Raw genomic sequence first — 20,179 nt, 5'->3', positions numbered from 1 at the left:
CAGGGGCTGACGCGACTCTTCAGCCAATAGGCTTAGTGGATTAGTTTCGCTCGGAACGGGAGGACTTATGGACGTGCAACGTAATAATGTCCTGCCGGGGGCATTCGATCTCGTCGGCAAGGAGATCGTTCAGCGCAAGGCGGCGGCAGGCCACCGGCTCCGCCGGCTTTTCTGGCCGGAATCAGTCGCGATCGTAGGTGCTTCCCCGAGGGGAGGCATGGGTAAGGACGTCCTTGATGCGCTCAGGAAATGGGGCTTCTCGGGCAAGCTCGCGGCGGTGAACCCGCGCTACGAGCAGATTGAGGATATTCCCTGCTTTCCGAGTCTGAACGCGATTCCGCACGTGGTGGACTTCGCTTCGATTGCTATTCCGAGTGGCGCGATCCCAGACGTTCTCGACGATTGCGAGGCCGCTGACGTTGGCGCGATCCAGGTTGTCTCGAGCGGCTTTGCCGACCAGGGTAGCCTTGGCATTAAAAAACAGCGCCAGCTCTCGGAGTGGGCCAAACGGACGGGCATCCCAACAGCGGGGCCGAACGGCAACGGGCTGATGAACGCGGCCAATCGATTCATCGCGATTACTACGCCATTCCAAACAATGAAGGCTGGTCGTGTTAGCGCCGCAGTGCAGAGCGGCATGGCAGCATCCAGCCTTCTCCCTCCGCTTCTTGCCCGCGGGATCGGTATTGGACGCGTCGTCGCCAGCGGCAACGAAGCCTGCCTCGACGCGGCGGATTACATCGATTATTTCGTCACTGACGAAGAAACTAGCGTCATCGTTTGCTACTGTGAGCAGATCAAGCGGCCGCTCGATTTTATCAAAGCATGCGAGCGCGCGGCCGATAAGGGCAAGCCGATCATCGTGATGAAAGTCGGCCGTTCTGAAGGTGCCCGCAAGGCGGCCTTGGCTCATACCGGCTCGCTGGTGGGCTCGAACGTTGCGATAGATGCGGTCCTGAAGCGGCTGGGCGTGGTTCGGGTTGACACGATCGATGACCTGATCGAGACTACTGCAGCGCTGTCCGCTACCAAGCGGCCCCGTGGCCGTCGCGTCGCGTTCGTGTCCTACTCCGGAGGCGCGAACAGCATGCTGTCCGACATCGCCGAGCCGTGCGGGATTGAATTCTCGCCATTGCCCGAGGTGGTCAAACAACGGCTGAACGCGGTTGTCCCCGAGTTCGGGAGCGTTGAGAACCCACTCGATCTGACTGGCCAATGCGTCTACGACACAGGCATCATAGACGCGGGCCTGGGGACGCTGGCAACGAGCGGCGCTTATGACGTTGTGATTTGGGGGTCTGCCGTCCCGTCGCCCCTCGATGTGCGCTCGACCGTCGGCCAAGCGCTGACGCGCGCCGTAGAGGCGGCGCCGGGAGTCGTTTTCTCGGTCATGAGCATGGCGGGCGGCCATTTCTTTGCCGCCCCAGAGCCGCAAGGCTCGATGATCGAGCCGAAGGTAGAGTTCGACGGCATGCCCTTGCTGCAGGGCATGGGCACCGGGCTGAAGGCGCTCTCGGCGCTCATTGGGTATGCCGAGTTCCTGCGCGGCCGCAAGCCGGACAATCGCCTATCCGAACAATGGGGCCGGCGTAGCGCCCGATATGCGGACGCAATCCGCATCATTCGCGATGCCAAGGGCGACATTCTAACGGAGCGGGAAGGCAAGCGCCTGCTTGCCCTCTACGGCATCTCCGTCACCCGCGAAACGCTCTCGACTGGGCCGACCGAAGCGGCCTGCATCGCACGGGACCTCGGGTTCCCCGTGGTCATGAAGATCGAGTCGGCCGAGATCGCGCATAAGACGGATGTCGGCGGCGTTGTGCTGAACGTCTCCTCGCCCGAGGACGCTGCGGCGGCGTTCGATCGGATCGTGGCATCGGTCCGATCGCGACGTCCCGAAGCTGAGATCGTAGGGGTGGTCGTGCAGGAGATGGCCGAGACGGGCATCGAGATGATGCTCGGCGCCACATTCGACCCGCAGTTCGGACCTGTCATCGCTTTCGGTCTGGGCGGGATCTGGGTCGAGGCGCTGAAGGATGTGCGTGTGATGCTACCGCCGTTCGATGCGGCCGATGTCCAGGCGGAGATTGGCCAGCTGCGCGCGGTAAATGTTCTGCGCGGCGCGCGAGGGGGGGCGAAGGCGGATCTGGAGGCCTTCGCCAACTGCATCGTCAGGTTCGGCACGCTCTGCACCGACCTAGCTGATGAGATCGGTGAGATCGACATCAACCCGCTCATACTTGCAAATGGTGCTGGACTGACGGCGGTCGATTGCCTCATCATTAAGAAGACCGCCGGAACGGTTTGACGGGGCGCTTGGGAGGGCGATGCGCGCTCGCCAGCGCTGGGAGATCGCCATCGCGCTCGCGCGGCATCGGGCGAAGGTCTTCGCCTAAGATCACTGCCTCCTCCTCGAGGGAGCCCGCTCGGAGGAGTGCCCGGCCGAGCGCGTGGTCAGGAGATCCGCGAAGGTGGTGTCTTGGTGACACAAAGAGCCGGCCTAAGGCAGGAACGGGGGGGCGTGGCTACTTACGAGCCTATCGTCAGCAACTTCGGCTTAATTCTGTCCTTCACTGTGCAGCATTTGGCTATGGTCACAGTGTCCGTGAGCGCCGGATTATTTAGTGGCATGCCGATCGTGCTCGCAATCACCCAAGGTCCCTTCGTCGCTAGCAAAGTCCTTTACGCCGCAGGCTTGATCATGACCGAGTCCATCAATGGTCATGTTGGGCTGATGATGCCGGCCCTCTCGTTGATCAGCCAAAGTATCAGCTACGTACCAAGCAACCATCGCTGTTTTCCGATACCCGCAGCTTCCGACAATTCGACACACCTACACCACGATCGATCGAACGCGCGACTTCATTTCGGCAGTGCTGAGTTGACGGGCCGACTCAACTCATTCTCTATAGGCAAAGTTCACGTTCAGCCCTATAGCCGTCGTATATCTGAACAAGATCGAGGGCGACATCTACATGCCAGTTGGAAAGGCCTATCTACCCGTTCGCGGACGGGATCGTTTCTCGAACGATGACCCACAGTTAGGGCAGGCGATCAAGAATGCACTTGCCGCGCTCATTGCAGATGGCACCTATCGGCAGCTGCTGCGCAAGTGACCCCCCCCCGGACCATAGTGCGATCGAACGGCCCATGGTCGATGGTCAGCCCCTGAACGCACGTGCGAGTTGTCGACCCATGGATCCGGGACCGAGCGCGCTGGACAGGGAACGCCTTTGGGCGAGCCTGATTGAGATACCACGGATCGGAGCGACCCAAACACGGGGGCAGGCGTCGGCTCGCCCTCAGGCAGGCTCGCAATGATCGCGGGTCAGTTCGAGCAGTAGTGCCGAGACGTTGGCTTGGTCTTCAGCGGCAATTCCATAGTCGCCCGTGAAGAAGCGTCCCAGCCGTTGAGCAAGATTCGGTTTTTGGCGGCCGCGGGTTTGAGATCGCAAGCTTTCGAGAGTTCAAGCCTCGAGAGCTTGCAATTCATTTTCAAGAATTTTCTCGAATCAGCAATTCCGTGGTTGCGGCGGAGGGGAGCGATGCGACCGAGGAAGCCGGAGACGACAGGGGAAGGCGATCTGTTTCGCGTCAGGCTCGACCAGATCATCGTTCTCAAGCACGAGCCGATGCTGCTCGGCGCCAAGGTCGATTGGGACTGGTCGTTCGCGAGGTCGCGCCCCTCTATAGCGAGAAGACGGCCTGCCATCTCGAGCCGTTTCGTCGTTGGGCTGTTGCTGCTCAAGCACATCTACGGCCTGTCCGCCGAGGGCGTCTGTGAGCGCCGGGTCTATAACCCGCATTTCCAGCACTTCACCGGCTTTGAGTTTTTCCAGCGCGAGTTCCCGCACGAGCGCTTCCATCTGAGCCATTGGCGCAACCGGCTCGGCGGCAAGCCGGAGCTCTTGCTGGCCGAAAGCTTGGGGGTGGCGCATGAGATCGGCGGGTTTACGGACGCGCGATCTCAAACGGGTGACGGTGGACACCAGCGTTCAGCCCAAGCCCGTGACCTTTCTGATCGACGTCGAGCGGGGCTTCAACCGGCTGGCCCGCAAGCACGGCGTGCGGCTGCGGCTATCCTATCTGCGCATCGCCAAGCGGGCGGCGACGATGGCCAGACGCTATCCCATGCCAAGTAACTCAAGTGCCAACGACGGCAATTACGCAGCTTGCGGACGCAGCTCGGCCGCTCTATCCGCGATGTCCGCCGCTCGCGCATTGCCCATCCGAAGCGCGGTCGGCTTTGATTACGAGGGCTGCTCGGCGCCGCGAACGATCCGGTGCTCGCTGCATTGCAATAGGAGATGGCAAAGTAACGGCGCCGGAAGAGGACGTTGCGGCAGCGATAGGGACCTAAACCAGCCAACCAGAGACTGACCGCGCCAGCTCGCAGCTGCTTTATCGCGTCATTCCAAGGGAGGGAGCCGCGCGCGATTGGTCTCAGGCGAGCGGTCGACCATGCGCGATTTGATATCGAAATCGGTACAAAGTCGATTTATTCTGCGGCATATATGCAATCCAAGTCGATTTTCGCGGTCTTTAGGCGGGGACACCCGTTTAGTTTGTGCCCAGGAAACGCAGAAGAGCAGGCCAACGCAAAAAAAGCGGGGCCAAGCTGGTAGAAGGACGGTTTTCATGAGTCCGGAAGAGGTGCGCACGATCCCTCCGCAGGGGCTTTCATCGGCGCAACGAGCATTCCACCTCGGACAGGGTTGCCTCCATCTAGAGGGCGCCGTACTGCGCAGCTGGATCGAGTGAGCGGAGGGTTGACCGCGGCTGCGAAATTCGCTGCTTTCGAACGCAATTTCGTTCTGGCCCCACATCGCAAACTAGGCGCGCCGCGCGTGATGCGCCTCAATTTCGCTGCCAATAATTTTCTCGCCGGTCTATCCCGGCGAGACCGTGACCGCTGAAGGATGTGAGGAAGGCCTTTTGATTCCGGACGAGATTGCGGGGGGGGGGGGGCGTGCTGTACATGGTCAGCGATCTATCCGGCGATCAGGCCGGTAACGCGGTCGGCCTGAGGGAAATCGACGGTGCAGGCCGCCGCACACCAGCTGGGAGGCGCGTGATATCCTCGATCGCGCGCGCCAGACGTTTTTCTTGGAGCATGAGATGAAAAAAAGGTGCCGAACTCTTGATGGGCTATCGTTTCGGTCCTCGTGATTTCTGGTTCACGCTTCGCGTGCCCGGAATGACGGAGGGGCGTCGAGACCCACTCGACAAAACTCGCCGCCCAGGCTGCGGGCACCGGAGGCCCCCTGCCATCGGCCCCGATGACGTTCCATGACGCGACCGTGTCGACGAACGATCGACCGCGGACCTATTTCCATGCCGGGTCGGCTGCGACAGCGTAACGGTGCTCGGCATTGGCGCGGTGGCCACCTGAGTGGCATCAGAGGAGACAAGAGCATGTTGAGGGTGTTGAGCGAAATGTCACCGATAAGCGACCAGGACGACCTCACGGAGGACATCTCTCGATTCGAGCACGTGCGCCGGAAGCATGTAGGCCGCTACATTAGCGCTGCTGTGGTCGTCGCGCTCGTCTCGTGGATCGTCATGGCGTTCGTGCATGGACAGATCGAATGGCCGGTCGTTGGACGGTTCCTCATGGCGGATACCATCGTCCTCGGCCTCGCCAACACGGTGCTGATGGCGGCGGCGGCAATGCTGCTCGGTATCGCGATTGGAGTGACCGTTGCGATAATGCGGCTTTCGGCCAATCCGGTGGTCAATTGGGCAGCGGCCAGCTACGTGTGGTTCTTCCGCGGGACTCCCTTACTACTGCAGTTGTTGCTTTGGTACAACCTGGCACTGATATTTCCAACCTTCGGCATTCCTGGGCTCTTCGAGATGCGCACCGTTGACGTGATCACGCCGTTCGTCGCCGCACTGCTGGGATTGGGCATCAATCAGGGTGCCTATACGTCGGAGGTGGTGCGCGCCGGCCTATTGTCTGTCGATCAGGGGCAGTACGAAGCAGCAAAGGCGATCGGCATGCCCCGTCTGCAGGCGCTGCACCGAATCATCTTGCCACAGGCCATGCGTGTGATCCTCCCGCCGATTGGCAACGAACTCATCGGCATGGTCAAGCTGACGTCACTGGCGAGCGTGATCCAGTATTCAGAAATGTTGCACAACGTCGAAAACATCTACTACGTGAACAATCGCGTCATTGAACTACTGATTGTCGCGGCTATCTGGTACTTGGCCGTGGTCTCGGTGCTCTCCCCGGTGCAAGCGCGTCTCGAGCGGTACTTCGCGCGCGGCGCGGGGCGTCCAGTGCAGTCACGCTAACCGGGGAATGGACATGAATCCGATCGTCAAGGCCGTCGGCCTGCGCAAGTCGTACGGTGCATTCGAAGCGCTCAAGGGTATTGATTTGGAGATCGACCGCGGCGAAGTGCTGTGCGTGATTGGACCGTCGGGCTCGGGAAAGAGTACGTTTCTACGCTGCATCAACCAGCTAGAAGTTATTGATGGGGGTGCCTTGTGGGTAAACGGCGAACTGGTCGGCTACCGTCGCACTGGCCACAAGCTATACGAACTCTCCGAACGTGAGATCGCGCGACAGCGACTTGCAACGGGCATGGTGTTTCAGCGCTTCAACCTGTTTCCGCACAAAACGGCGCTGGAGAATATCATCGAAGGACCGGTTCAAGTGCTCAAACAAGAGCGTACGCAAGCCGAGGCCGACGCTCGTGAGCTGCTCGCGCGCGTCGGTCTCGCGTACAAATGCGACGCGTACCCAGTCGAGCTCTCGGGCGGCCAGCAACAGCGTGTGGCGATCGGCCGCGCGCTCGCGATGAAGCCGTCGCTGATGCTGTTCGACGAGCCGACCTCTGCACTAGATCCCGAACTGGTCGGCGAAGTGCTCTCGGTCATGCGCGATCTCGCGCGAACCGGAATGACCATGGTCGTCGTGACGCACGAACTCGGCTTCGCGCGTGAAGTGGCGAGCCGGGTGCTGTTCATGGACCAGGGGCAGGTGGTCGAAGGCGGACCTGCCGCACAAGTGCTCAGCAGCCCAACCCAGGCCCGCACGCGGGACTTCATTTCGGCCGTGCTGAGTTGACGATGCAACCCCTTCTCTAGAAAAACAGGTAAGGAAAAAATATCGATATGCCTTCAAGAACCGGACTTCGTCTTGCGATGAGCGCGCTCGCTATCGTGCTCGGCCTCGCCGCAGGTACTGCCTACTCGCAAGCCACAAAGTCCCTTATCAATGCAGTTGCAAACACTACGTATCCGCCGTTCGAGTTCAAAGATCCAACGACCAACAGGCTGGTGGGATTCGATATCGACCTCTTGGACGCGATCGCTGCGAAGATGGGTGCGAAAGTCAACTTGATCGAGTCAAAGTTCGACCAGTTGCTCAGTTCGATCGTGACGAAGCGCGCCGACGATCGGGTACGTTGGCCTATCAGAACATGCTTGAAAACAACCGGTACGTGACTGTGGCAAAGTTCTACCCCGCGACGGTAGGGTTCGGTTTCGCGAAGGATGACCCGCAGCTCGGACAGGCGCTCAAGAAAGCGCTTGCCGAACTCATGGCCGATGGCACCTATCAAGCCCTGCCGCGCAAGTGGAACCTGCCGAATGAGAATGCGATCGAACGGCCTATGATCAATGGGCAGCCCTGAAGACCAGCAACGGCAGTGAGTTCATCTCCAAGGCATGGACCGGTGGGCATACTAGCGCGGCGCCGAGTTGGACATCAGCCGCAAACCGCGACAACGCTCGCGTCGAAAGCTTCAATGGGCGGGATTGGACATCAATCAGAGGGCCTATCCGTCGGAAGTAGTGCGCGCCGGCTTATTGTCTGTCGATCAGGGGGCAGTACGAAGCGGCAAAGGCGATCGGCACGCCCCGTCTGCAGGCGCTGCGCCGAATCATCCTGCCACAGGCCATGCGTCTGGTCCTCCCGTCGATTGGCAACGAACTCATCGGCATGGTCCCAAGCTGACGTCGCTGGCGAGCGTGATCCAGTATTCAGAAATGTTGCACAACGTCGAAAACATCTCTGGTCGAAGGCGGATCGCCCTTACAGGTTCTTGGCAGCCCGACCCCAGCCCGCACGTGCGACTTCATTTCGGCAGTGCGGAGTTGACCGGCCGACGCAACTCATTGTCTACAGGAAGACATGTAAGGGAATAGACATGCCCTTCGAAAACACGAGTTCGCGTAGCGATGAGCGCGCTCGCCATCGCGTTCGGCCTCGCGCCTTTCGAATTCAGGGTCCGATATCCAACAAGCTGACGGGGATTCAACAACGAGCTCTTATGGGCGCGAAAATGAACTGGATCGACGCTATAGTCGGAATGAACTTCGTCGATTACGCGTATGACAACTGTGTTCGGTCAAGACGAAGCGTGCCGTCGCTCGTACGCCCACCGCGGGTCGGGCAATGACTTCGTCCAGCTCCACGAATTTCGCGCGCAACTGCGCCCGCATCGATCGCGTTGCTCACTTTGCCAAAGTGCGCGTCTGCACGAGCGGGCGGGTGGCGGACCAGAGCCATCAACGCCAAAGCGAGAAAAAGCCCCGCTGTGAGTCGCTTGGTCGGTCGACCATAGCGCGTTGAAGCCACTGTAGCGTAAACGGCAAGCTGAGGCCGTCAGGCGGCGTGGTTCCATGGCATGAGCGCGTTGATTTCGCTGCTCGGCCAGCCGTTGGCGATACGCTGAAGTGTTAGGTTGAGCCAAGCGAATGGATCGACGTTGTTCATTTTCGCTGTCTGCAGCAGCGTTGCGATGGTTGCCCAGGTTCGTCCGCCGCCGTCGCTGCCCGCGAAGAGGCTATTCTTTCTCGTAATTGTTTGCGGCCTGATGGCGCGTTCGACAATGTTGGAGTCGAGCTCAATGCGGCCGTCGGTGAGGAAGCGTTCGAAGATGGCACGGCGCGAGACGGCATAGCGGATCGCCTCAGCCAGTTTTGATTTGCCGGAGATCCGCCGCAAAGTCTGCTGCCAGAGGTCGAAGAGATCAGCGACGACCGCCGCGGAGGCTTGCTGGCGCGCGGCAACGCGAACGTCGGGGTTTTGACCGCGCACGGTTTTTTCGACCTGCCAGAGCCTTGCCATCCGCTCGACCGTCGCCGTTGCCACTTCCGAGCTCCCTGCAACATGCAGCTCGTAGAACTTGCGTCTGCTGTGTGACCAGCAGCCAGCCAATGCGACGCCATCATTGCCGCGATCGGATCGCGCCAACTTGTTATAGGCGGCATAGCCATCCACTTGCAGGATGCCCCGATAACCATTGAGATGGCGGGCCGCGCATTCGCCGGAGCGGCTGTCTTCGAAGCGATAAGCCACCATCGGGGGACCGCTACGGCCAAAGGTTCGGTCATCCCTGGCATAGGCCCATAAGTAGGCCGTCTTCGTCGATCCGGAGCCGGGAGCGAGCGTCGGCAAGGTGGTTTCGTCGGCAAAGACCCGTTCGGCCTTCTTGACCTCGCTGAAGATGTAGTCGGCCACGATCTCCAGCTCGAAGCCGAGCTTGCCCATCCATTGCGCCATCAGCTGGCGGTCGAGTTCGACCTTGTCGCGGGCGTAGATAGCCTCCTGCCGGTAGAGCGGCTGGCCATCGGCATATTTGGCGACGGCGATCTGGGCCAGAAGCGCTTCCGTCGGAATGCCTCCTTCAATGATATGGACCGGGGCCGGCGCCTGGATCACGCCGTCCTCGTTCTTGAAGGCGTACTTGGGACGGCGCGTAACGATCACACGGAACTTGGCCGGCACCACATCCAGACGCTCCGACACGTCCTCGCCGATCAGCACCTTCTGCTTGCCGGCATGCTCAGCCAGCTCTTCCGGCTCAATGACCGTTTCGATCCGTTCCAGATGGGGCGCAAAGCCCTTGCGCCGACGCGGTGCACGCTTGCCGTCCGCCTGCTCACGGCCCTTGCTGACCTGGGCCTTGATCGCAGCGATGCCGGTCTCGATTTCCTCGAAGACAAAGGTCTGCTGTTCATCGTCACCGTTCGCAGAGCCGAGCTTTTCCGATCGTCGGCCGAACCGGACGCGGTCGAAGGCCTTCAGGATCTGCGTCAGCCGCTCGATGCGCGCATCGGCATCGGCGTTGCGCGCCCTGAGATCGGCGACTTCGCTCTCCAGAGCATCGGCGCGGGCCGCCCTCTCGGCCATGGCATGCACCATGGCTCTCAGCGTCTCTGCGTCTCTACGTCATTCGGGAGGTTGAGATCGGGCGGCGTCATTGGCCCGACCAGAGCACATTTTGCCCCGGTTCTCTTGCCTTTTCAGCTCACTGATTCACTTCGCCGCAGCGCTTTTACCCAACAATCTCCGGCGGCTTGACCGCCACGGTCCGGACCCGCTTCCAGTCCATTCCATCCACCAGTGCCATCAACTGCGCGGGATTCATCTGCACCCGATGATGCCCGATCCGCGGCCAGCAGAACTTCGCCTTTTCAAGACGTTTTAAATAGAGGCACACGCCGGAGCCATCCCACCATACGATCTTTATTCTGTCGGCTCTTTTGGCCCGGAAGACATAAAGTGCACCGTCGAACGGATCTGAGCCCGCATCGCGCACAAGCGCAACAAGGCCATCGATACCCTTGCGGTTATGTGGTGCACCACATAACCGCAATTATGCGGAGCCTACGATTATGCGGAGTGCGCGGCCGTTCGATCCGAGATCCGCTCCGTTATCAACAGTTTAGTTCCCAGTGCCCTCTTCCTCGCTCCGCATAATCTGGGACCTCCCTTCCTGTCTTGATGGCAACGAAAGGGAGACAAGGAATGGCCAAGTCGAGTGAGAATCACTGCCACGGGCAGCGCTGCATGGTCGCAGGCGATCTCGCCCCGCTGGTGACGGAGTTCGCACGACACCTGACGGTGTTGGGGCATTCGAGCTTGACAGTGAGCGGCTATGATGCCGCAGCCCGTCACCTCGCGCAATGGCTGACGCTGTCCAAGGTCGCAGTCACCGACATCGATGATGGCGTCACTGATCAGTTCGCTCGGCATCGCTGTCGATGCCCCGGCATACGTCGCATGAAGGGCGTGTCCAAGAAGTACGTGAGGCGGGTGCGCCGGTTCGTCGAGTTTCTCGGCGAGCGCGGGATCGTCCAGCGCAAGCCGAAGCTCGCAATACCGACGCTCGACCGGTGGGTAGTCGAGTTCCAGGACTGGCTGCGGCAGCATCGCGGCGTCACAGAGCTGACAATAGATCGACATGGTCGCATGGTCATGCGGCTGCTCCCGGCACTTGGCAGCAAGCCGCGAAGCTGGAATGCCCAACTCATTCGCGACGTGATCATTGCAGAGACGAAACGGGTCTCGCTCGCCTATGTGAAGACTATGACGATGGCGCTGAGAGGATATTTGCGGTTCCTCACCGCGCGGGGGGTGTGCCGGGCGGGACTCGATCATGCTGTGCCAATCATTCCGCAGTGGCGACTGTCGTCGCTGCCGCGATACATCAGCTCGTCAGATGTCGAGACGTTGATTGCAACGTGCGACCAGACCACCGCGACTGGCGTTCGTGATCGGGCGATCCTGCTGCTGTTGGCACGACTGGGCTTGCGGGCCGGCGACATTCTCTCTCTTCGTCTCACCGATATTGATTGGCAACAGGCGACGCTGTCGGTTCGTGGCAAGGGGCGGCGGGAGACGAGATTACCGCTGCCGCAAGATGCCGGGGATGCCTTGCTCGCTTATCTGGATCAGGCCCGGCCGCACGTCGCCGATGTTCGAATCTTCTTCATGTCGAATGCACCAATCCGGCCGCTGACAGGTTCGAGCGCAGTCTCTGATGTTGTGCGTGGTGCAATACGAAAGGCCGGTATCCCCGCTCCGTCGAATGGAGCCAACCTGCTTCGGCATTCGGCCGCGACGGCCATGTTGCGGGGCGGCGCGACGCTCGACACAGTTGGCGCCGTACTGCGCCACCGCTCACCGGACATGACCGCGCACTACGCCAAAGTCGACGTGACGATGCTGCTGCAGATCGCGCAGCCATGGCCGGGAGATGCGTGATGCTGAGTCAATATCTTGCCAAATATGTGGACCAGCAGCAGTCGCTGGGGTTCAAGTTCCGCGTCCAGCAAATCCTGCTGAGGGGCTACGTCGGCTTCGCCGAGGAGTGCGGCGACCGGCACATCAGAAGTGCCCGGGTCCTGGCATGGGCCGCACGTGCGCCGTCACCGGAGCAGCGCCGCAACCGGTTGCTTACCGTGCGGCGGTTTGCGCTGGCGATGCATGCCGAGGATCCGCGCCATCAGGTTCCGGCGGCGGATGCACTCGGCCACGCCGTCGTCAAGCGGCGAGCGCCGTATATCTATAGTGCGGAGGAGATCGCACGACTGCTTCGTGCTGCGGCGGCACTCCGGCCAGCGGGCTCGATCAGACCGACCATGTATGCAACGCTCTTCGGCCTGCTCACCGCTACTGGCATGCGGATCGCAGAAGCATTGGCGCTGCAGATCGACGATGTGACTGCCGATGGGCTCGTCGTCCGGCAGACCAAGTTCCAGAAGAGCCGGCTGTTGCCGCTTCACGCAACAGCTCGGCTGGCGCTCGACAGATATCTGGTTGCCCGGCGGTCGCTAACCACCACAGATCGTGCTCTCTTCGTATCGGTTGCCGGGCAGTCGCTGCCCTACAACACCGTGCGACGGATCTTCCTGCAGCTCCTTGATGGCACCAATCTCAGGGGCGCGCACTCGGGGCGAGATCCGCGCATCCACGATCTGCGCCACACCTTCGCAGTCCGCTCACTGGAGCAGTGCCGCCACGATCGTGCTGCGGTCGTTCGCCATATCGTCGCACTCAGCACCTACCTCGGCCACGCCCACGTCACCGACACCTATTGGTACTTGCAGGCGACGCCGGTCCTGATGGGCCAGATCGCCGAGGCCGGAGAGGCATTGCTCATTGGAGGTGCCGCATGACCGCGCTCGCCCCCTACCTGAGCAGCTTCCTACGCGAGCACTTGCCCAAAGAACGCGGAGCGAGCCAGCATACCTGCGAGGCGTATGCGCAGAGCTTCCAGCTGTTGCTCCACTTTGCCGCCGGCCGGCTCAAGCTCAAGCCATCGAAGATCGAGATCGAACGGCTCGACGCGCCGCTGATCTTGGCATTCCTGGAGCATCTAGAGAAGCAGCGCGGCAACTCGGCGCGAACCCGCAATGCCCGGTACGCTGCGATCAACTCGTTCTTCCGTTACCTGGAATACAGGGTGCCATCCTGCCTCAACCAATCACGTCGGATCCATGCGATCCCGATGAAGAAGACCGATCAGGCGCTCGTCGGCTATCTCACCCGTGACGAGCTACAGGCTCTGTTAGACGCGCCAGACGTCAGCACCGTGTCCGGCATCCGTGATCGAGCGATGCTGCATCTGGCCCTCGCCGCAGGCATGCGCGTGTCGGAGCTGGTCGGTCTCCGGCTCGATCAGATCGATCGCCAGACCATGTCCAGCGTGCACATCATGGGCAAGGGCCGTCGTGAACGTGTCCTGCCTCTCTGGAAGGAGACGGCCGCAGCTGTGAAGGCTTGGCTCAAAGTGCGTCCAGTCAGCGGCGCTCCTGAGCTGTTCTTCAACGCCCGCGCCCAGACGATGACCCGCTCAGGCTTTGAATACATCCTGACCAAGCATGTCGCCACCGCCGCTCGCAAAGCGCCCTCGATCGCCGACAAAGGCGTCAGTCCGCACGTACTGCGCCATACCTGCGCCATGCATACGCTTCAGGCCACCCGGGACGTCCGGAAAGTCTCGCTGTGGCTCGGACACGCCAGCCTGCAAAGCACCGAGGTCTACCTTCGTGCCGATCCGACAGAGAAGCTCGAAGCGCTCGCCGCCATGTCGCCGCCGATGCTGACCCCAGGTCGCTTCCGGGCGCCCGACAAGCTCCTGGCCATGCTGAACGCGGCCGGACGCAAGCCGAATTATGCGGAGTGAGACATACGAGAAAACCGCGGCGGGGAGCAACTTCCTGCCGCGCACTCCGCATAATCGTAGGCTCCGCATAATTGCGGAAGTCGACTGGATGGCTGGCCAGGAACACCTTCACACCAGAGGGGATCATGCCGAACGGACCGCCCGGATCACCCGTTGCAAGTGCGCCTCGTCAACATCCACGCCGGCGCGCACGACCACCTCGCCAATCGCAATTTCGATCACCGCGCCTGCCACAGTAGCCACCACACCCTCGCAACTCGAGGGCCGCGAGCGATAATGCCGCTCGGCCCGAGCATCACGGCGCCAGGCGAACAGCTGCGACGGGTGAATGCCGATCCGGCGGGCGATCGCCGATACGCTCGCGCCAGGCTCCAGCGCCTCCGTCACAACTTGCGCCTTGAACTCGTCCGACCAGCGCCGGCGAAGCTGACGCGGCGCTCCCTCAAGACGGTCGGCAACCGCTTCGATCATATGGAAGGTTCTAGTTCCAGAACTAGGCGCAGACATAGAAGCTCACATCGGCTCACAAACTCAGCAGCCGATAGCCGATCGCTCACCCACTCCGCCAGACGGGGTCTCTTTGCCGCTTACGCTCGCTCACCTCGAACGCCTTTTGCAGATGAACGACGGCCTCTCGCCTGGCGGCGGGCGTCACCATTTTTTTGATGCGACGTCCTTGAGCATGGCGTTGTCGAGCATCGCCTCGGCCAGCAGCTTCTTCAGCCTGGCATTCTCGTCCTCCAGTGCCTTCAGCCGCTTGGCGTCCGAGACTTCCAGCCCGCCGTACTTCGCCTTCCACTTGTAGAACGTCGCACTGCTGACGCCGTACCTACGGCAGACGTCGGCGGTCGCGGCCCCAGCTTCCTGCTCGCGCAGGATCGCGATGATCTGCTCTTCCGTGAACCGGCCCTTCTTCATCGTCCATCCCCCAACTCGGGTTATGGACTCTACCCATTTTTGGAGGAGATTGCGGGGCTCAGGTCAGCAGGTACTGCTTCACGGCAAGGGGCGCCGAGATCGAGTCGTTCCCATTCCTCAGGATCTGGTGCGATCGTTGACCGACCTATCGAGCGGACCCGGCCCCGGCCATCATGAACCACGGCCGATCTTCGTCGGGGCCCACAACGAGCGCCTGACGCGTTTCGGCGCGACACACATCGTGCGGCGTGCGGCCTCCCAGGCCGGGTCCACTGGGCCAAGCTTGGAAGGCAAGCCCATATCGCCGCACATCTTCCGGCATTCTCTCGCCATGAAGCTTCTTCGGTCAGGCATGATCTCCTGACGATCCAGGCCTGGCTTGGCCATGCTCAGGTCGCCACAACTCACCGCTACGCCGCCGCTGCTTCGATGAGAAACGCCCTCCGAATTCGCCATCACCTGCTAACCACGCCGGAAACTGGCGCGGCGCTATGCCGAAGGAGACCTCGTCAGTTCCCGGCGCGCCACCCCCGACTCGGTAACGTCCGCGACCGAGGCAGCACAGAAGGAGAACTGGGGGCAAGGCCAGCCTCCTTACCGTCTCAAGGCTCATGACTTTCGAAGCCATGCATTTGGAGCACAAGTAAGATTGCTTCCAAACGCATCAGTGTAATAAGTATCGATCAAAAATCCTAATTGCTCGACCAACTGCAAGCCATCAATAATCTCTTTATCTGCCATCATAGGGTTATCTTCTATTACATAATAATCTCCTGACGCTAGAAATCGGTTCAGGTAAGAAAATACTGAAAATACTTCCACGTGAGCGTCGTCAATCACAAGCCAAGGATGAGGTAGCCTCGTCAACAGGTTCTCATCGAGCCCGGCAATGTCCGAAAGGTCAACTTGATGAAAGGTAAGAAGTGGATGCTTTGCACTTTCATGGATGCACTTGGTGTGCAAATCAAAGGAGTGAACTTCACCGGGACTCTCGCAGAGCACCGACATATGGTCGGCAAACCACAGTGCGCTGCCACCCTGAAATGAACCGAGTTCTATAATTGTCCTCGGCTGAAGTTCCCAAATAAGCCTCGTATAGAGAGCGAGATCAAAAGGGGTCTTGATTTGTATTAACCCTTTGTAGGTCAGCGCCAAGGCTCCAACTATTGTGGAGCGGTTCGGAAAAGTCTTTGGGTAAATAGTCGACATCCATCCTCGTGCCGACGGCTTTGCAAAGCGGTCAGAATAGTCACTATTCACTACGCTGCCTATTGCGATTGAGATATCAAGAATTCCCCCCGGCCTTATTTGATCAGGGTAGTTCTTGTGAACGGTTTCCCAATAAGCCTTGTATCCGGAAGCGAGTCTCATAGGTCTATCTCCGTACTGTGCCTATCATCACGAAAGTGCCTAGGTTTGATCAGTTGCATCATGATGGGTGCGGCCTGGGTGATCTGTCTGTAAAGACTATCCTCTCGCGCCAATGCTCAACACGGCCTCTTGCCCAGTCTTTGTTGAACGACGCTACAATTTCCTTGCTCGGTGAACTTCGAGGCGACCGCCACATTGATGTTCACCGCTTTCTGCATCTCCGAGCATAAACAGCATCAGCGTTGCATCGACCGCGATCAATCGGGCAAGTCTCATTTCTGGGCCGGGGCCGCTCTGACCGGTTTGGCGCGTCGAGGCTCTTTGCTCCTCGTCCCAGCAATCGGCGTGCCAGTCGCGGAATATGGCGCCCGCTTGCTCCACGCGAGTGAAGTACCCATCGGTGCCAGCATGCTCGCTGGAATGGCCGCGGCGCATTGTCGGGTCCGCGTCACCGGAGTCATCAACCAGACACGGATGGTAAGACAAAGATGAAGGCTTAAGATACGCCATCCAGTCACCGCTTGTGCAGCGGCGCGGATAGGGCGATGGACTCGGATCGCAAGTCCAAGCTTGCGCGAGAATCGACCGACTCTTCAATTATAACTGAACGAGGTCGCCATAATCTTAACCTCGTCTTCGGCGTCTATGTTTCTTCGCCAAACTTGCGAAGGCGGAAGAGTCGTATTTGTCGACGATCACAGCCAAATCGCTCTACATCTTTCAATACGAAACGCGTCAAGGGATTTGTCACGGATCAGGCGGCCGAGCGTATCCTTAAACTGCGCCATGCCAACCATGACATTTAACTGTCTGGCGCGAGCATTCGCGTTCCTGCCATCATCGCCGCCCGGGCGATGATGCGCAGATACGATTATCGCAGCCGCAGGCGCAGGCCATGATCGCAGCCGGACGATTGGGGTCTTTTATGAGCCGCATTGACCAGCTTGGCACCGGTCGGGAAAGGTGATGGTCTTGGGCTGAACGGTGATATCGATCGTTACCGCTTGAGATCGCGCGTCAGCGACGCGCCGGTCTCATGCACCATCCTCGGGCTCTCGGCTAGCAAGAGCGCCAGTTGCTGCCGAGCCGCTTGCGACAATTGTTAGAAAGCGTTCGTGAGGGAACTCGTGCTGGAAATGCGGCCATAGACCCAGCGCTCACAGCCGCCCTTGTCGGACAAGTTGACGCTTGAGCAACAGCAGCTAGATGACGAAGCGGCTCTCGACCCCCGGCCCTTCTCGCTCTAGGTGTTTAGTCCCGGCATTTTGTGGAGCGATTGAGTTTGAATCGTTCCTGCTGAGAAGTCCAGCACTTGCAGATGTATTCATAAGGCGTGAGTTTCTCTCTTGGCAGCGCATATCGAACGTGTGTGTCGCGTATCTTGCCGTCGGGCCGTCCGCATAGCGCGGCGGGAAAGTGAACTGGATCCCATTGTCGGTGAGAGCCATGTAGATCTTGTAGGGGACAGCCGCGATCAGAGCTTCGAGGAAGGCCGAGGGGGAGGTCCTTCCCGTCTTCCTGATCATGCACGAAGGCGAACTTGTTGGTGCGATCGATGGCGACGTAGAGGTAGAGCTTGGCTTCAGTGGTCTGGAGCTCAGCGATGTCGATGTGGATATATCCGATCGGATAAGCCTTGAATTTGTTGCTCGAAGGCGTGCTGCCTTCGGCCTCCGGCAATCGGCTGATGCCATAGTGCTGGAGGCGGCGATGCAGGGATGACCGCGTCAGAAGCGAGATAGTCGGCTGCATTGCATAGAGGCGATCATCGAGCGGCACCAGCGTACGCTTAACGACTTCGGCAGTTTTTCACGGGCGACAAGTTCCAGTCAGGCCGTATGCACAAGCGCCCTGAAAACTCACATCGAGATCGATCAAGCGCCCTTGATACCAGCTGTCGCGGTTGCGACATGATGTCGGCCGATGCCTCATTAGCTCGAGCAAATATCCTTTGCAAATCAGGCTCTCGCATTTGGCACAAGCCTTGAAGAGGAAACGGCTTCCAGTATTGCCTGTCAGGAGTCGCAGTAATGATTAAAAGGCTATCGCTTTTCGGTTCAACGTAGGCGTCGCGTGTGAATGTGACTGGCCCAACGCCGCTATCCGTCTCAGTGCGCGCTCGCGCGCGATTTCGCCGCCGTGATCGACCAGCCCGGGATGATGGTTCGCGCCGCGCCTCACTGGGCGATGCCGATGAACCATCGTTTCGGCATGCAGTGCACTTGCCGGTTTCCTTCGCGCTTAACAGCGCGAATATGTCAACGCGTGTCAGAAGCGGAAGGACCTGATCTCATCAGTGGGCGAGCGGCCCAGTCTCAACAGCAGGTCCAATCCCAAGTCGTGACGCATAGCTGCACGTGACTATGATCCACAGGCTATCGCGAAGCAAAGCGGGAAGAGGATCCCGCGGCAAACCAAAGAGATCGTTGGGTTCGCCGCGCAAAAACGGGTAGCATGATTTCCATGGACGAGGTGACCGAAACACAACGTGTGCCGGCTTCAAGGCGCGGACTAACGAGACGAGCGGCTGGCCATCACCTCGCTATCGAGCTCAGGGAAACCGCGAAACTCGCATTGCCGATGGTGCTGACGCAGGTTGGGCAAATCGCGATGATGACGACCGATCTTGCCTTCGTCGGGCGAATCGGCGTTGAGGCGCTCGCTGCGGCAGCGCTGGCCAGCAGGGTCTATTTCGTAAGCTTCGCCTTCGGCATGGGCCTGCTGGCGGCGATCGTACCGTTGGCGGCGCAGGCGTTTGGGGCTGATAATCTAGGTGTGATACGGCGCTCGTTGCGCATGGGGTTGTGGGCGGCGCTGGTGCTATCGATCCCGATAATGGCGTGTGCGCTGCACGGAGAGCAAATACTGCTTGCTCTTGGCCAGGCGCCGGACACGGCGCGACTCGCCCAGCAATATCTGCTCGGACTGGCCTGGGGGGTTGCGCCGGCGCTATGGTTTCAAGTCATCCGTAGTTTCATGGGCGCGGTCAACCGGCCGGAGCCGGTCGGGTGGATTATGCTCTCGGTCAGCACCGTCCACGCCCTGCTGGTTTATCCCCTGATCTATGGGAAGTTCGGTCTCCCGCGGCTGGAGCTGTTCGGCGTGGGTCTTGCGACGAGCCTGGCGAACTGTGCAACGTTTTTGGCCGGTTTGTGGTTCGTCATAATGCGCCGCCCTTTCCGTGACTACCGCGTGATTGCCCATCTATGGCGCTTCGATTGGTTTTTGATGTGGCAGCTGATCGTGATCGGGACGCCCATCGCAATCGGTTCCTTGATCGAGTCCGGACTATTCTCGGCCGCATCTCTCCTAGCAGGCCTGATCGGCACCCGGGCACTTGCCGCTCATCAGATCGCTCTTCAGGTCGCCGCGATCTTGTTCATGACTCCTTCCGGCATCAGTATGGCCGCGGCTGTGCGCGTTGGCCATGCGGTCGGCCGCAACGACGGTCCCGGCATCAAGCGGGCAGGTCTAACCGCGATCCTACTCGGTATCGCGATCGTCGCGATGCTAACGGTTGCGGTTGTCGCTGCACGTTTTGAGATCGCCGAGTTGTTTCTGGGCAAGTCGGCCCGCGATGCCGACGCGACGATCGGATTGGCCGCAAACCTTCTTTCGGTTGGCGCGAGCGTCTTTATCAGTGACGCGGTGGAGATCATTGCAGCGGGCGGCCTGCGCGGACTGAAGGATACGCGGATGCCGCTTCTGTTTGCCGGCATCGCATATTGGCTGATCGGCTTTTCTCTCAGCTACGCGCTTGGTTTGAAGATCGGTCTTGGGGCTATTGGTATCTGGATTGGCTTGTCGATCGGGTCGGCCGTCTACGCGGGGCTCCTCGTCCTGCGCTTCCAGCTTCTCGCAAACAGGCTTGCTCTTCAGAGCCGATGTCTGGCGGCGTAAACGCTCGCGCTGTACGGGTCACTCTTTGGACCTTGAGGGTCGTGACGTCGATCGCCCTC

At 60.1% G+C, this 20,179-nt stretch carries 14 protein-coding genes and 6 pseudogenes; 13 read left to right on the top strand and 7 right to left on the bottom strand.

Translation table 11 applies throughout. The features are described from left to right. Positions 1 to 67: 67 nt before the first annotated feature. The 8 genes and pseudogenes from ACE10Z_RS34890 to ACE10Z_RS34855 all read left to right on the top strand — a co-directional run. Positions 68 to 2,308, top strand: a complete 2,241-nt coding sequence (locus ACE10Z_RS34890; protein WP_375784830.1) for an acetate--CoA ligase family protein — start codon at positions 68 to 70, stop codon at positions 2,306 to 2,308. Between the two features lie 667 nt (positions 2,309 to 2,975). Next, positions 2,976 to 3,116, top strand: a complete 141-nt coding sequence (locus ACE10Z_RS34885) for a hypothetical protein (RefSeq protein WP_375784829.1) — start codon at positions 2,976 to 2,978, stop codon at positions 3,114 to 3,116. Positions 3,117 to 3,545: 429 nt separating this feature from the next. Then, positions 3,546 to 4,232, top strand: a pseudogene (locus ACE10Z_RS34880) (transposase); the annotation flags it as partial. A gap of 1,183 nt (positions 4,233 to 5,415) precedes the next feature. Then, positions 5,416 to 6,300, top strand: a complete 885-nt coding sequence (locus ACE10Z_RS34875; RefSeq protein ID WP_375784828.1) for an amino acid ABC transporter permease — start codon at positions 5,416 to 5,418, stop codon at positions 6,298 to 6,300. 7 nt (positions 6,301 to 6,307) lie between these two features. Beyond that, complete coding sequence (locus tag ACE10Z_RS34870) at positions 6,308 to 7,078, top strand: amino acid ABC transporter ATP-binding protein (protein ID WP_375784827.1); 771 nt, start codon at positions 6,308 to 6,310, stop codon at positions 7,076 to 7,078. Between the two features lie 47 nt (positions 7,079 to 7,125). Next, complete coding sequence (locus tag ACE10Z_RS34865; protein ID WP_375784826.1) at positions 7,126 to 7,458, top strand: transporter substrate-binding domain-containing protein; 333 nt, start codon at positions 7,126 to 7,128, stop codon at positions 7,456 to 7,458. Continuing rightward, positions 7,419 to 7,646, top strand: a complete 228-nt coding sequence (locus ACE10Z_RS34860) for a transporter substrate-binding domain-containing protein (RefSeq protein WP_375784825.1) — start codon at positions 7,419 to 7,421, stop codon at positions 7,644 to 7,646. Before ACE10Z_RS34865 ends, ACE10Z_RS34860 begins: the two co-directional genes overlap by 40 nt. A 121-nt stretch (positions 7,647 to 7,767) precedes the next feature. Next, positions 7,768 to 8,025: pseudogene (locus ACE10Z_RS34855) on the top strand (ABC transporter permease subunit); the annotation flags it as partial. Positions 8,026 to 8,620: 595 nt separating this feature from the next. On the opposite strand, the pseudogene ACE10Z_RS34850 reads toward ACE10Z_RS34855, so the two are convergent. Together ACE10Z_RS34850 and tnpB are read right to left on the bottom strand one after the other, a co-directional pair. Next, positions 8,621 to 10,221 (bottom strand): annotated as a pseudogene (locus tag ACE10Z_RS34850) (IS66 family transposase). Between the two features lie 74 nt (positions 10,222 to 10,295). Next, entirely contained in the window at positions 10,296 to 10,616 is a 321-nt protein-coding gene (tnpB, locus tag ACE10Z_RS34845) for an IS66 family insertion sequence element accessory protein TnpB (protein WP_375784824.1), read from the bottom strand. Positions 10,617 to 10,768: 152 nt separating this feature from the next. Between tnpB and ACE10Z_RS34840 the strand changes: the two genes are divergently transcribed. Genes ACE10Z_RS34840 through ACE10Z_RS34830 form a run of 3 tightly spaced genes read left to right on the top strand, consistent with a single transcriptional unit; the run spans position 10,769 to position 13,931 of the window. Then, the gene (locus tag ACE10Z_RS34840) at positions 10,769 to 12,007 is read left to right on the top strand and encodes a tyrosine-type recombinase/integrase (RefSeq protein ID WP_375784823.1); all 1,239 of its coding nucleotides are present in this window, start codon (positions 10,769 to 10,771) and stop codon (positions 12,005 to 12,007) included. After that, positions 12,007 to 12,921, top strand: coding sequence for a tyrosine-type recombinase/integrase (locus ACE10Z_RS34835; protein WP_375784822.1), 915 nt, complete (start codon positions 12,007 to 12,009; stop codon positions 12,919 to 12,921). Before ACE10Z_RS34840 ends, ACE10Z_RS34835 begins: the two co-directional genes overlap by 1 nt. Further along, positions 12,918 to 13,931, top strand: coding sequence for a tyrosine-type recombinase/integrase (locus ACE10Z_RS34830; RefSeq protein ID WP_375784821.1), 1,014 nt, complete (start codon positions 12,918 to 12,920; stop codon positions 13,929 to 13,931). Before ACE10Z_RS34835 ends, ACE10Z_RS34830 begins: the two co-directional genes overlap by 4 nt. A 297-nt stretch (positions 13,932 to 14,228) precedes the next feature. Here ACE10Z_RS34830 and ACE10Z_RS34825 read toward each other — a convergent pair. Then, positions 14,229 to 14,402: pseudogene (locus ACE10Z_RS34825) on the bottom strand (transposase); the annotation flags it as partial. A 115-nt stretch (positions 14,403 to 14,517) separates the two neighbouring features. Next, positions 14,518 to 14,849, bottom strand: a pseudogene (locus tag ACE10Z_RS34820) (transposase); the annotation flags it as partial. Between ACE10Z_RS34820 and ACE10Z_RS34815 the strand changes: the two are divergent. Continuing rightward, a complete protein-coding gene (locus ACE10Z_RS34815; protein ID WP_375784820.1) occupies positions 14,815 to 15,213 on the top strand; it encodes a tyrosine-type recombinase/integrase in 399 nt (132 codons plus the stop codon). The pseudogene ACE10Z_RS34820 and the gene ACE10Z_RS34815 overlap by 35 nt on opposite strands. A gap of 245 nt (positions 15,214 to 15,458) precedes the next feature. On the opposite strand, the gene ACE10Z_RS34810 is transcribed toward ACE10Z_RS34815, so the two are convergent. The 3 genes and pseudogenes from ACE10Z_RS34810 to ACE10Z_RS34800 form a co-directional block, all read right to left on the bottom strand. Further along, entirely contained in the window at positions 15,459 to 16,220 is a 762-nt protein-coding gene (locus tag ACE10Z_RS34810) for a CmcI family methyltransferase (protein ID WP_375784819.1), read from the bottom strand. 153 nt (positions 16,221 to 16,373) lie between these two features. Continuing rightward, positions 16,374 to 16,730, bottom strand: a complete 357-nt coding sequence (locus tag ACE10Z_RS34805) for a hypothetical protein (RefSeq protein WP_375784818.1) — start codon at positions 16,728 to 16,730, stop codon at positions 16,374 to 16,376. 905 nt (positions 16,731 to 17,635) lie between these two features. Continuing rightward, positions 17,636 to 18,011, bottom strand: a pseudogene (locus ACE10Z_RS34800) (IS481 family transposase); the annotation flags it as partial. A gap of 672 nt (positions 18,012 to 18,683) precedes the next feature. Between ACE10Z_RS34800 and ACE10Z_RS34795 the strand changes: the two are divergent. After that, positions 18,684 to 20,120 (top strand): MATE family efflux transporter, encoded by a 1,437-nt coding sequence (locus ACE10Z_RS34795; RefSeq protein WP_375784817.1) that lies wholly within the window; start codon positions 18,684 to 18,686, stop codon positions 20,118 to 20,120. Positions 20,121 to 20,179: the final 59 nt, after the last annotated feature.

This window comes from Bradyrhizobium sp. Pha-3 (assembly GCF_042258615.1).
GTDB lineage: Bacteria > Pseudomonadota > Alphaproteobacteria > Rhizobiales > Xanthobacteraceae > Bradyrhizobium.
The sequence above is the reverse complement of the archived record's forward strand: the minus strand, read 5'-3'. Positions and strand labels throughout refer to the sequence as shown.

Excerpts from the sequence above, each read along its gene's own strand:
- ACE10Z_RS34890 (WP_375784830.1), top strand. The coding sequence starts at position 68 with ATGGACGTGCAACGTAATAATGTCCTGCCGGGGGCATTCGATCTCGTC.
- ACE10Z_RS34885 (WP_375784829.1), top strand. The coding sequence starts at position 2,976 with ATGCCAGTTGGAAAGGCCTATCTACCCGTTCGCGGACGGGATCGTTTC.
- ACE10Z_RS34875 (WP_375784828.1), top strand. The coding sequence starts at position 5,416 with ATGTTGAGGGTGTTGAGCGAAATGTCACCGATAAGCGACCAGGACGAC.
- ACE10Z_RS34870 (WP_375784827.1), top strand. The coding sequence starts at position 6,308 with ATGGACATGAATCCGATCGTCAAGGCCGTCGGCCTGCGCAAGTCGTAC.
- ACE10Z_RS34865 (WP_375784826.1), top strand. The coding sequence starts at position 7,126 with ATGCCTTCAAGAACCGGACTTCGTCTTGCGATGAGCGCGCTCGCTATC.
- ACE10Z_RS34840 (WP_375784823.1), top strand. The coding sequence starts at position 10,769 with ATGGCCAAGTCGAGTGAGAATCACTGCCACGGGCAGCGCTGCATGGTC.
- ACE10Z_RS34835 (WP_375784822.1), top strand. The coding sequence starts at position 12,007 with ATGCTGAGTCAATATCTTGCCAAATATGTGGACCAGCAGCAGTCGCTG.
- ACE10Z_RS34830 (WP_375784821.1), top strand. The coding sequence starts at position 12,918 with ATGACCGCGCTCGCCCCCTACCTGAGCAGCTTCCTACGCGAGCACTTG.
- ACE10Z_RS34815 (WP_375784820.1), top strand. The coding sequence starts at position 14,815 with ATGATCTGCTCTTCCGTGAACCGGCCCTTCTTCATCGTCCATCCCCCA.
- ACE10Z_RS34810 (WP_375784819.1), bottom strand. The coding sequence starts at position 16,220 with ATGAGACTCGCTTCCGGATACAAGGCTTATTGGGAAACCGTTCACAAG.
- ACE10Z_RS34805 (WP_375784818.1), bottom strand. The coding sequence starts at position 16,730 with ATGGCGTATCTTAAGCCTTCATCTTTGTCTTACCATCCGTGTCTGGTT.
- ACE10Z_RS34795 (WP_375784817.1), top strand. The coding sequence starts at position 18,684 with ATGGACGAGGTGACCGAAACACAACGTGTGCCGGCTTCAAGGCGCGGA.